The organism is Nocardiopsis ansamitocini, from assembly GCF_030268225.1.
Taxonomy (GTDB): Bacteria; Actinomycetota; Actinomycetes; order Streptosporangiales; family Streptosporangiaceae; genus Nocardiopsis_D; species Nocardiopsis_D ansamitocini.
Map to the genome: position 1 here is coordinate 26932 of NZ_BSQG01000001.1, position 11398 is coordinate 38329.

General features: G+C 70.8%; 9 protein-coding genes. 6 read left to right on the top strand and 3 right to left on the bottom strand.

Going from position 1 to position 11398, the window contains the following annotated elements; translation table 11 throughout:
• The first annotated feature begins 454 nt into the window (after positions 1–454).
• From QSJ59_RS00130 to QSJ59_RS00145, 4 genes are all read left to right on the top strand, one after another.
• Entirely contained in the window at positions 455–940 is a 486-nt protein-coding gene (locus tag QSJ59_RS00130) for a hypothetical protein (RefSeq protein ID WP_285756571.1), read from the top strand.
• A gap of 168 nt (positions 941–1108) precedes the next feature.
• On the top strand, positions 1109–1972 hold the full coding sequence (locus tag QSJ59_RS00135; protein ID WP_285756572.1) for an LLM class F420-dependent oxidoreductase: 864 nt from the start codon (positions 1109–1111) through the stop codon (positions 1970–1972).
• A 230-nt stretch (positions 1973–2202) separates the two neighbouring features.
• Positions 2203–2880, top strand: a complete 678-nt coding sequence (locus QSJ59_RS00140) for a GntR family transcriptional regulator (protein WP_285756573.1) — start codon at positions 2203–2205, stop codon at positions 2878–2880.
• A 73-nt stretch (positions 2881–2953) separates the two neighbouring features.
• Positions 2954–3961, top strand: coding sequence for a 1-aminocyclopropane-1-carboxylate deaminase (locus tag QSJ59_RS00145; protein WP_285756574.1), 1008 nt, complete (start codon positions 2954–2956; stop codon positions 3959–3961).
• 40 nt (positions 3962–4001) lie between these two features.
• Here the strand turns inward: QSJ59_RS00145 and lhgO are convergent, their stop codons facing one another.
• Complete coding sequence (lhgO, locus tag QSJ59_RS00150) at positions 4002–5207, bottom strand: L-2-hydroxyglutarate oxidase (protein ID WP_285756575.1); 1206 nt, start codon at positions 5205–5207, stop codon at positions 4002–4004.
• Positions 5208–5477: 270 nt separating this feature from the next.
• Between lhgO and QSJ59_RS00155 the strand changes: the two genes are divergently transcribed.
• On the top strand, positions 5478–6314 hold the full coding sequence (locus QSJ59_RS00155) for a hypothetical protein (RefSeq protein WP_285756576.1): 837 nt from the start codon (positions 5478–5480) through the stop codon (positions 6312–6314).
• Between the two features lie 51 nt (positions 6315–6365).
• Here the strand turns inward: QSJ59_RS00155 and QSJ59_RS00160 are convergent, their stop codons facing one another.
• Both QSJ59_RS00160 and QSJ59_RS00165 read right to left on the bottom strand, forming a co-directional pair.
• Positions 6366–7655, bottom strand: a complete 1290-nt coding sequence (locus tag QSJ59_RS00160) for a YeeE/YedE family protein (protein ID WP_285756577.1) — start codon at positions 7653–7655, stop codon at positions 6366–6368.
• A 306-nt stretch (positions 7656–7961) separates the two neighbouring features.
• Positions 7962–9257 (bottom strand): hemolysin family protein, encoded by a 1296-nt coding sequence (locus QSJ59_RS00165; RefSeq protein WP_285756578.1) that lies wholly within the window; start codon positions 9255–9257, stop codon positions 7962–7964.
• Positions 9258–9455: 198 nt separating this feature from the next.
• On the opposite strand from QSJ59_RS00165, the gene QSJ59_RS00170 reads away from it, so the two are divergent.
• A complete protein-coding gene (locus tag QSJ59_RS00170) occupies positions 9456–11384 on the top strand; it encodes an FAD/NAD(P)-binding protein (protein ID WP_285756579.1) in 1929 nt (642 codons plus the stop codon).
• Positions 11385–11398: the final 14 nt, after the last annotated feature.

Consider the following 11398-nt stretch of genomic DNA (forward strand, 5'->3'; position numbering starts at 1 on the left):
GCGGCTCGATCCCGCGCCCCGTCGCCACGGCCGAGGCCGAGCGGGGAGGGGCTCCCCGTAGCGGCTGGGGAGCCCCAGGCCGGGCTGCTTCCTAACCGCGTGCCCGCCGGACGGCGCCCTTGCGGATCGTCGTCCGGCGCCCTGATTGGCCGCTTACCCGTACGGGCGGTAGTCATGCACCGACCGTGCGAAATCGTGGCTGTGCCGCGGCAACCGTCGTACCCGTCCGGTGCCGGATCGCAGCCCGACCGGACGCGGCGTCCGCCGACCGCCCCACGCGGCATCGCCCGCTGCTCATATAAGCAGAAGCAAGGAAAAACTTCTCCAAGCGCCTGCATTTGCTAGCTGAAAAGAGAGAATCCATTGCAAATACGATTTGCTGGTTCCTGGGCCGGGCATCACCGCACAGCCGGGACACCGGCAGCGGCCACCCCACCAGCGGAGGACGACGGCAATGGACCCTGCCCCAGGAATCGGCACCGCAGTCCACCACCCCGTTCCCGCTGCTCCGCCTCTTCGGGTCATCGGAGGCGCGGTCCCGGTCCTCCTGGGCGTCGACCACCTTCGCGCGTGGGAGCAGCGCGCGGTCGTCACCACCTACTCGTGTGCCACGAACGGTCCTCGTCGCATGCACTGCGTCGGACCGCTGCTCTACGACGTCCTCGGCTCGCACGTCTTCGCCGCGCACGCCACCCGCAAGGCCCGCGCCCACCACCTCGTCACCGTCGTGGGCCGCGATGGACACCTCGCCGTACTGAGCTGGGCGGAAATCGATCCCGACTTCACCGGCGCCCCCGCACTACTGGCCACAGCGGTCGACCACCACCCCCTGGACGCCCTGGGGCCGCAGCTGGTGGTGCCCGCCGACGCCTGCGGGGCGCGCCACATCAGCGCCATCACCGAACTACGCGTCACGGCTGCCGCCGTAGGGCCGGGGTAACCCCGCTCCCCCGGACCAACGCGTCCGCCGAACCGCCCGTCCTGTTTCCTTCGCGTCGTGGACGGGGCCTCCGGGCACGAGGATTTGCCGAGCAGGCAGAGTGGTCGGCGCCGCCTGCGGGTAGTCGAGGACGATTCCGGATGCCGAGGACACGCGAGGGGAACAACGATGACCGCGCTGCGCGACGAACTGGGACCGCATGGGATCTGGAGCGCAGAGCTACGCTCCGAGGACGCCGCCTTGCGCGGGGAGATCCCCGAGGCGGCTGCCGAGCTGGAGGAACTCGGCTTCGGAGCCGTCTGGCTGGGCGGGAGCAGCGGTGTCGAACACGCGGTTCCCCTCATCGAGGCCACCTCGACGCTGACCGTCGCCACCGGCATCCTCAGCATCTGGCAGTACGCGGCCACCGACACCGCCGCGCGCTTCCTGGAGCTCGACCGAGCACACCCAGGGAGGTTTCTCCTGGGCATCGGGGCCAGTCACGCCAGACTCGCCGCTCAGTACAAGCGTCCCTACTCGTCGATGGCGACCTACCTCGACGCGCTGAAGGCCGCCGGCGTCCCGGCCGGACGAATCGTGCTGGCCGCCCTCGGCCCGAAGATGCTCGAACTCTCCCGCGACAGCGCGGGAGGCGCCCACCCGTACCTGGTCACCGTCGAGCACACCGCGAAAGCGCGCGAGCTCCTCGGTCCGGGGCCGCTCCTGGCCCCCGATCTGAAGATCGTCCTGGAGACCGACCCGGCAACCGCCCGCTCTGCCGCCCGCGACTACCTCTCGCGCTACTTGTCCCTGCCCAACTACACGAACTCGTTCCTGCGCCTGGGGTTCACCGAGGACGACTTCGCGGGTGGCGGCAGCGACCGGCTCGTCGACGCCGTCTACGCCTGGGGCGACGACGAGAGGATCCGCAACCGGGTCGCCGATTTCCGGGCGGCGGGTGCGGACCACGTCGCCCTGCAGGTGGTCGTGCCCGGCGCCACCGGTTCCCTTCCCCGTGAGCAGTGGCGTCGACTCGCCGCCGCACTGGCCTGACCTCGGGCTGTTCACGCTCCCGCGGTGCCTTGAGAGCGGTCGGACGAGACAGGGGCCCGGTCCGGTTTGCTGGGAAGGGCCGTCGTCGCGGACGAGGACGCACCGGTTCATCTGCGTCACCTCACCGCTCGCCCACTGGGCACCGAGCACCGGGCACCGGCCCGGGGAGACCGCCCGGTCGGCTACCCGGCCCTTGACAATCATGCGACATGCAGCATGCAATATATTGCATGCCAGTTCCCCAGGGCCGAGGGCTCGCCGCCAAGTCACTCCTTCGGGAGAACGCCTATCGAATGATCCGGGACGCGATCGTCGACGGCACGCTCGCTCCGGGCGAACGCCTCGTCGACGGCGACCTGGTGGCATGGCTGGGTGTCAGCCGCACCCCCATCCGAGAGGCGCTGGCACGCCTTGAGCAGGCCGGGCTGGTGCAGACCAAACCGGGACGCTCCACCATCGTCAGCCCGCTGGACGTGCGTGCCGCACGCAACGCCCAGTCGGTGACGGGCGCCATGCACGAACTCGCCGTGCGCGAGGCGCTCCCCCATTTGTCCGCAGCCGAACTGGACGCCATGCGCGACGCCAACTCCCGGTTCGCCGACGCGCTGCGGCGCGGCGACGTCGAGGCCGCACTCGCCGCCGACGACGATTTCCACGGCGTCACGGTCACGGCCTGCGCCAACCAGGCGGTACTCCGTGTCCTCGAGCAGTTCACCCCGGTGCTGCGACGCGTCGAGCGGCTGCGTTTCTCCTCGTTGAGCGGCCGTGGGTCGGTCGCCCAACACGAACGGATCATCGCGCTGTGCGCAGAGGGGGACGTCGAGGGTGCGGCCGCCGCAGCCCGCGCCAACTGGCAGACGCTCGTCCCGCTCTTGGACGCCGCCGCCCCCGATACGGAGCACGGCTAGGGCTGTGCCCCCACGACCTTTCCCACTATCGACCGGTCGCACCGCACCGGACGTGTCCCGCCAAGGAGGAACGATGTCCCTCGACGATTTCGAGCGCTATCCGCTGCTGTTCGGCCCCAGCCCCGTACACCCCCTGGACCGCCTCAGCAACCACCTCGGCGGAGCCCGCATCTGGGCCAAGCGCGAGGACTGCAACAGTGGACTGGCCTACGGCGGCAACAAGACCCGCAAACTGGAGTACCTCGTTCCAGACGCACTGCGCCAGGGAGCCGACACCCTGGTGAGCATCGGCGGCGTGCAGTCCAACCACACCCGCCAGGTGGCGGCGGTGGCCGCCAAACTCGGGTTGAAGGCCGTGCTGATGCAGGAGAGCTGGGTGGACTGGCCCGACCCGGTCAACGACAAGGTCGGCAACATCCTGCTCTCCCGTATCGCGGGTGCCCGGGTCCAGCTCGTCGACGCCGGGTTCGACATCGGGGTCAGGGACAGTTGGACCCGGGCGCTGGAGGACGTGCGCGCGGCGGGCGGGACCCCCTACGCCATCCCGGCCGGGGCCTCGGACCACCCGTTGGGCGGTCTGGGCTTCGCCAACTGGGCCTATGAAGTGCAGACCCAGGAAAAGGAGCTGGGGGTCTTCTTCGACACCGTGGTGGTGTGCAGTGTCACGGGCAGCACGCACGCCGGGATGATCGCCGGATTCGCCGGCCAGGACCGGCCCCGCCGGGTCCTGGGCATCGACGCCTCGGCCAAGCCTGCCGCGACCCGTGCCCAGGTCGCCTCGATCGCACGCGCCACCGCAGAACTCATCGGCCTGGGCCGCGACCTGCGAGAGGAGGAGATCACCCTGCTGGAGGGGTGGGCCGGCGACCTCTACGGCATCCCGGTGCAGTCCACGATCGACGCCATCCGGCTCACCGGGAGCCTGGAAGGCATGATCATCGACCCTGTCTACGAGGGCAAGTCCATGGCAGGGCTCATCGACCTCGTCGGCTCCGGCGAGATCCCCAAGGACTCCAACGTCCTCTACGCCCACCTCGGTGGCCAACCCGCCCTCAACGCCTACAGCGGCCTCTTCAGCTGATGCCGATCGTGACCGGGGCGACGGCGGCGAACGGCTCCGGTCACGGCTGTTCCCGCTTGGCGACAGCGCGTTCGGCCAAGTGCGCGCCGATGGGCAGCGCGGCCGTCGCCGCGGGGGACGGCGCGTTGAGCACGTGCATCATCCGGGCGGACTCCGCGATCTCGAAGTCGTGGACGAGCGTGCCGTCGCGGCGTACGGCCTGTGCCCGGATCCCTGCCCCGTGCGGGAGGAGGTCGTGCCGGGTGAGCGAGGGGGCGTAGGCGCGGCACTCCCGGAGGTAGCTGGTGCGCGACAGGGAATTGCGCATCTCGCGTGCACCCGCGCCGATGGCGGATCGGGCCAGGCGCCACGTTCCGGGGAAGGCCGCGACCTCCCACGTGTCGCGGAGGCTGACGGAGAACTTCGGGTATCCCTCCCGGGCCAGCCCCAGGACGGCGTTGGGCCCCACTGTCACCTCGCCCCGGAGGGTGGGGCTCAGGTGGACCCCGAGGAAGGGAAGGGCGGGGTCGGGCACCGGGTAGACGAGGTGGCGCACGAAATCGCTCTTCCCGGCGGGGAGCCGAAAGTACTCGCCGCGGAACGGGACGATGCGGATGTCGGTGGTGACACCGGCCATCCGGGCGAGTCGGTCGGCTTGCAGCCCTGCACACACGACAAGCGCGTCGCAGCTGTTCAGGCCCTGTTCGGCGACGATCTCCACCCGTGTTCGGCTTTCCCGGATGCCGCGCACCGCGGCGCCGAACCTCAGGTCGGCACCTGCGTCGGCGACGACCCGGGCGAGCACCTCGCTCACCTGGCGATAGTCCACGATCGCGGTTGCGGGCACGTACAGGGCACCCGATCCTTCGATGTTGGGTTCGCGATCACGGAGCTGCGCGGCGCTGAGTGTCCGTGCTTCGATGCCGTGGAGTGCGGCGCGCTCCCCCAACCCCCTCATCCGTTCTTCTTCGACCGGGGTGGTGGCCACGAGCAGCTTGCCCCGCTGCTGCCAGGCGATGCCGTGACGGTCGCAGAACTCCTTGGTCCGGGCGGCGCCCTCCTTGCTGAAGACCGCTTTGCGGCTGCCCGGGGCGTAGTAGATACCGGAGTGGATGACTCCGCTGTTGTGGCCGCTCTGGTGGCGGGCGACTCCGTGCTCCTTGTCCAGGAGGAGCAGGTCCGCGCCGGGTCGCCTGCGCAGGATGGCGGCAGCGGTGGCCAGGCCGACGATTCCGGCACCGATCACACAGAAGTCGTAGTGCGCCATAGCCCACCTCGGATCGTACGGGGAGCGCCCCGGTAACGTGCCCCGCCGAGGATAACCGCCCCCGGGGCGGGTGGCCGGCGCGTCCCGCCCATCGGCTCGCCGCGACCTTCACAACCCCCTGCCGCGTCTGCCGGCAACGGGCCGACCCGCCCGAAGGGATATGGCCGCCGGGCAAGGTCGTCGTGCCCGGTGGCGACACGAGACTTACCCCTGGCCGCGTTCCCCACTGCCCTTCCCTGGTCGATGCTGGTCAGAGGAGGATTGACGACGATGGCTGAGACGGTCCTGATCGTGATCGGCGAAAAGAAGCAGTACGCCTCGGCGGTGTCCCCGGAGCGGTTGTTCTTCGTCTACAGCGTGACCGCACCGCCGGATGGGCTGCACCACCGGCCCGAGCGGAAAGTACTGCGGGGCAGCGGGGAACTGTACCGGCGATGGGTGACCGCGGCACGCACGTACGAGGCGGTGCTCGTCGAGGAGGAGACCCGGCTGGACAGGCTGTCGCGCCTGCGGTGGACGGATCTGCTCTCGGGCGGCAGACAACGGGTGGCCCGGGCGAGACAGTGCTATCGGGAGCGGACGGATGCCGCTGCCGCCGCCTACCGGCCGGTGCAGGAGGAGATCGAGGAGCGGCTGGCCGCGCGCGGAGCGGAAATCGAGGCGCGGGAACGGAAACGGCGCATCGCCGCGACCGAGCGCCGGGAACGGGCGGACCGGTTCCGTTCGGTGGCCGACAAGGCCGTGTGGGGGTGGATCCTGCTCGCAAAGCGCAAGACGCCCATCGTCGTGGTGTTTCGCCACGACATCGCACCGGCCCGTGCTCTGCCCCGGGGCGACCGCAGGTCGGCGGAGCCGCTGGACGCTGCCGGGCTGGAGGAGTCGCTGCTGGGGCTGCGGACCGTCCGGATCATGATCGTCAGGTGGGAAAGCGCCGCACGTGAGGCGGTGGCCGACGAGTGCTCCGTGCCGGGCGCCTCCCCCGAGCAGTTCGGCCACTGGTGGCAGACGGTTACGGCGCAGAGCTGGCCCAATCCCGCACGTATCCCCGAACGGTCCGGACGCCGGGGCCGCCCCTCCCCTGTCGGGTGGGACGACGACTCCGGCTGACCGTGCGGGCCGCCCCGTCGAAGACCGCGGCCGTGGTGGTGTCCCGCGCCGTCAGCAGACGCTGTCGCCGGGCTTGGGGTTGGCCATCATGAACAGCGAGCGGGCGCGCAGCCCCACCCAGGTACCGGCGATGGCTGCGACGGCCCAGAGCCAGCCGTGCAGGCTGCCCGAGGCGATACCGGCGAGGTAGGCACCGATGTTGCAGCCTCCTGCCAGGCGTGCCCCTATCCCCATCAGGATGCCTCCGACCAGGGCAGCGGCCACGACGTTCCAGCGCAGTCCGGTGTGCAGCTTCCACGCGCCGGCGGCGGCTGCGGCGATCGCGGCGCCGATCATGATGCCGATGTTGGTGAGGCTGTTCTTGTCGGCGAGGACCGGCCCGGCCAGTTGTGCGGCCTGGTCGGGTTGCTGCCAGAACGCCCACGTCTGCGGGTGCAGGCCGATGAACTGGAGGAACTTCGCACCCCACAGGTTGAAGGCGCTGGTGATCCCCCACGCGCCTCCGGAGACGACCAGCACGGCGCCGCCGAGTACGGCCAGCACCAGCGCGCCTGCGAGCATCGGCCAGCTCCCGCGAAGGATCCGCGCGGCGCCCGTGGTGCTGGGGACCGCGCCGACCGGCGGCGGGGTGCGCCGGTTCTGCACGATGCGGGTGCCGACGACCAGAGCGGCGAGCAGCGCGACGGTGACGGCCCATGACCCGGCCCAGCCGACGTGGTCGGAGAGCAGGAAGGGCGGCAGCGCGGGCAGGTCGGCGACCATCGGCCATCCGGCGCTGTAGATGACCGAACCGGCGATGAAGCCCGCCAGTGTCACGAGGATGGCGGACTGCCCGGAGCCGACGGCGAACAACGTCCCGGAAGCGCACGCTCCGCCCAGTTGCATACCGATGCCGAACAAGAAGGCGCCGAGGAACAGGGCGACCCCGATCGGCCCGGCCGAAGGCTGGGGATCGCTGCCGAACAGGCCGGTTCCCGTCCCGATCACCAGGGCGAAGAGTGTCGCGGTGGTGCCCAGCAGCAGGGCGTGGGCGCGAAGCCCGGTCCCGTTTCCGACCGCGACGAACTGGCGCCAGGCCGAGGTGAACCCGAAACGGGAGTGGAAGAGCGCGAGCCCCAGTCCGGTGCCCAGCAGCAGCAGGACGGCCGGCTTGGCTCCGTGTTCCAGCCCGACGTAGGAGGCGAGCACGGCGAGTACGGCGAAAGCGACGACCAGCGGCGTCCAGCGGACCGGTTCCAGCGCCGGTGCTGCGGGGGGCGGCACGGACAGGGTGTTGTGGAAGAGCAGTCCCGCTGTGAACGATCGGCGGTCATCGGTGTCGGGCGGGGCGGATGGTGTCATCGCGACGGTCTCCATGGCATGACGGGCAGCCCGGAACAAGGGGGTGCGGTGGGTCGGGACGGATCGTGCCCTCCCCCTGCCGAAGAAACGGCGGCTCAGCGGGGAGGGGCCGCGTCAGAGAGCGCGGCGGGAAAACCGGCGACGACACAGGCCGTCATCGGTGCTCGTGAGCGACATGGAGATCAGCACCATGCGCAAGAAGATCGTCGGACCAGACATAACGACCACAGGCTACCCCTTGGGTGCGATGCGTGGACAAGGCGGGGACGGCCTGCGGTGGCCCGTCGCCGTCGGATGCCTCTCGGATCACTCCCGCTGTCCCGGGGGCGGTTCGGGGGAGGGCACCGGGGAAAGGACCACCTCGGTGACGGCGCGGCCGTCGGTGCCGGTGACGGCCGCCGTCCAGGCCCCCAGGTCCACGCGGTCGCCGGGCTCGGTGGGGATGCGGTGGAGGAGGGCGATGACCAGCCCGGCGATGGTGACGTAGTCGCCCTCGGGACGGTTGCCGAGACGGATACCCAGGTCGGGAAGGTCGTGGAGCGGGAACGTGCCGGGGATCCGCACGGAGCCGCCGTCCAGGTGGGCGACGGGCTGTCCCTCTGCGTCGGTCTCGTCGTAGATGTCGCCGACGATCTCCTCCAGCAGGTCCTCCAGGCTGACGATGCCGTCGACCGAACCGAGCTCGCCGACGACGAACGCCAGTTGCTGGCGTTGGGCCGTCAGGTGGTGCAGCGCCTTCGACACCGGAAGCGAGTCGGGGAGCAGCAACGGGGGGCGGGCGAGGTCGCCCGCACTGCCCTGTCCGCGCAGCAGGTCCGACCAGTGCACGACCCCGATGAGGGTGTCGAGGCCCTCCCCCTCGACCACCGGCGCGCGGGAGTGCCCGCGTTGGGCGAGCAGGCGCACCGCGTCCGGGGCCGACAGCGCTGTGGGCAGGACGTCGACGCTGCGGCGCGGCACGAGGATCTGGCGCAGTCGCCGATCGGTGATCGCGAATGCGCCGGTCAGGATGGTGCGCTGTTCCGTCGTCATATCGTGCCGGGTGACGATCATGTCGCGCAGTTCTTCGGTCGACACCTCGTCCCGTCCCGCTTCGGGGTCGGCGCCGCCAAGGCGTACCACCAGGTTGGTGGAGGCGCTGAGCAGCCATACCGCTGGACGGGAGAGCGCGGCGAGCAGGGTGAGCGGCCTGGCGACCAGTAGTGCCCAGGCTTCGGCCCGCTGCATGGCGATGCGTTTGGGGGCAAGCTCGCCGAGGACCAGGGTGACGAAGGTGAGCACTACGGTGACCAGCACGATCGATACCGGGCCGGCCGCGTTGCCGAGGAATCCCAAGGGCTGCACGAGCGGCTGGGCGAGGGAGACGGCGGCGGTGGCCGAGGCGAGGAACCCGGCCAGGGTGATGCCGATCTGGGTGGTGGCCAGGAAGCGGTTGGGGTCGCGGGCCAGGCCGGCGACCAGCCTCCCGCCGGTTCCCCGCTGTTCCAATCGTTTGAGTTGCCCCTCGCGCAGTGTGATCAGCGCGATCTCGCTGCCGGCGAAGATCGCGTTCAGCACGAGCAGGACGAGGACGAGGACGAGCTCGGTCGCGTAGTTGTCCATGGGGCCCTTCAGGCACGTGAGTCCGGACGGGTACTCGAAGACGCGTGACGCACGGACTCACGCATGCCCTCAACGGCTCCGGTGTATTCGGCCCGGCCTCGGCGGTCGGTCGCGGTGGTCAGTCGCGGTGGTGAAGAAGAGGCCGACTCCCTTTATTCAGGTATTTACTACCGGTTTAGTTTGGATTAACGTCGGTGCGTGACCCGCCCATTCCAGTCCCCCGACCAGCGCCGTGCCCCGAGTCTGGCGATCATCGGCGCAGGCCCGCGCGCAACCTCTCTGCTGGAACGCATCACCGCCAACCGCTCGGAGCTGACACCGGGACTCTCCTTCGACGTGCACGTGATCGATCCGCACCCTCCGGGGGGCGGACGGATCTGGCGCCGCGAACAGTCGCGGTGGCTGTGGATGAACACCACGGCCGACGACTGCACGATGTTCACCGACGAATCCGTGACCTGCACGGGCCCCATCGTGGCCGGCCCGACTCTCACCGAGTGGGCGGGCCAGGTGGTGACGGGACGGCTCCCGCTCCCCGCCGGCTTCGAACCCGACTACGACGACCTCTCCGAGGCCGCCCGGGTCACCGGGGGCTGGTTCGCCACGCGCCGGCTGCAGAGCCACTACCTGTCCTGGGTCTTTTGGCACGTGGCCGGTCGCGCCGCCCCCGCGGTGCGGGTGCACACCGTGGCGGCGCGGGCCGTGGACGTCATCGACCTGTCCGACGGACGCCAGCGGGTGGTGCTGGACGGCGACCGGCCGGCCCTTGACGTCGACGCCGTGGTCCTGGCCCAGGGCGGACCGGACACCGCGCCCACCCCCGAGGAGGAGCGGCTGGCCCGCTACTCCGACGCCCACGGGTTGACCTACCTGCCCACCTCCCCCACCGCCGACGTCTCCCTGGACGCCGTCCCGGCACGGGAACCGGTGATCGTGCGCGGACTGGGTCTCGCCTTCATCGACACGATGGTGCTGCTCACCTCCGGACGAGGCGGTGCCTTCCGCCGCGACGCCGCCGGCGAGCTGCACTACACGCCCTCGGGCGCCGAACCCGTGATCCACGCAGGTTCGCGCCGGGGCGTGCCCTACCACTCGAAGATCCACTACGACCTGCCCGGCTCCCGCCCCTCCCTCCCCCGGCACTTCAGTGCCGAAGCGGTGGCGGCGCTCGGCGAAAGCCCCCTGGACTTCGACGAGGACCTGCTGCCCCTCATCGTGCGCGAACTCACCGACGCCGCCTACCGTGAACTGGCCGGCTCGCATCCCGAGCGCCTGTCCGTGGACGCCGACGAGTTCCTGGCCCGCCTGGACGCCCTGGACTGGAGCGATCCGGCGCTCAAGGACCTGGTGGCACAGGCCGTCCCCGAGGAGGCCGACCGGTTCGACGTCCAGGAGTTGGACCGTCCTCTGGCCGGGCTCCGCTTCGCCCGCCCCGCGGACCTGCAGACGTGGATGGTCGACTATCTGCGTGCCGACCTGCACAGGCGTCGCGACGACCGTCACAGTTCCGATCTGGCGGTGTTCCACGCCTTGCTGTCGGTGTTCGGCGTGCTGAGCGAGCTGGCTCCCGACCGGCTCTCCCCTTCGTCCCAGGAGCGCGGGTTCCCCGCCTTCATGGGCTTCTTCAGCTATGTGGCGAGTGGGCCGCCGGGACCGCGCCTGGAGGAGCTGCTGGCGCTGGCCCGCGCCGGTGTGGTGCGGTTCATCGGAGCCGGCACCGAGGTCGGCGCCGTGGACGGCGTGTTCCGGGCGTCGTCCACCAGTACCGGTTCCGTCGTGGAGGCCCGCGCGCTGATCGAGGCGCGCCTGCCCGCCACGACGCTGACCCGCTCGACCGACCCGCTGTTGCGTGCTCTCCTGGACCGGGGGGCGATCCGGGAGCTGGAGCGGACCGATCCCGGGACCGGCACCGCACATCGCACCGGGCTCATCGACGCCGCCCCCGGCGACCAGCGGCTCCTACGGGGCGACGGCAGCCCGCACCCGGCCCGGTTCGGTGCGGGCGCACTGGTCGCGGGGGTGGTGGGCGCGGGCGGTTTCTCCCGTCCCCGCACCAACGCGGGGTTCTTCAGGCAGAACGACACCGTGGCCCGCGCGGTGCTGCGCGCACTGGCCCTCACCCGCTGACCGGCGGGCTGTCC

What these genes read in the sequence shown, in the direction of transcription:
- QSJ59_RS00130 (WP_285756571.1), top strand. Translation starts at nt 455, where the DNA reads ATGGACCCTGCCCCAGGAATCGGCACCGCAGTCCACCACCCCGTTCCC.
- QSJ59_RS00135 (WP_285756572.1), top strand. Translation starts at nt 1,109, where the DNA reads ATGACCGCGCTGCGCGACGAACTGGGACCGCATGGGATCTGGAGCGCA.
- QSJ59_RS00140 (WP_285756573.1), top strand. Translation starts at nt 2,203, where the DNA reads ATGCCAGTTCCCCAGGGCCGAGGGCTCGCCGCCAAGTCACTCCTTCGG.
- QSJ59_RS00145 (WP_285756574.1), top strand. Translation starts at nt 2,954, where the DNA reads ATGTCCCTCGACGATTTCGAGCGCTATCCGCTGCTGTTCGGCCCCAGC.
- lhgO (WP_285756575.1), bottom strand. Translation starts at nt 5,207, where the DNA reads ATGGCGCACTACGACTTCTGTGTGATCGGTGCCGGAATCGTCGGCCTG.
- QSJ59_RS00155 (WP_285756576.1), top strand. Translation starts at nt 5,478, where the DNA reads ATGGCTGAGACGGTCCTGATCGTGATCGGCGAAAAGAAGCAGTACGCC.
- QSJ59_RS00160 (WP_285756577.1), bottom strand. Translation starts at nt 7,655, where the DNA reads ATGACACCATCCGCCCCGCCCGACACCGATGACCGCCGATCGTTCACA.
- QSJ59_RS00165 (WP_285756578.1), bottom strand. Translation starts at nt 9,257, where the DNA reads ATGGACAACTACGCGACCGAGCTCGTCCTCGTCCTCGTCCTGCTCGTG.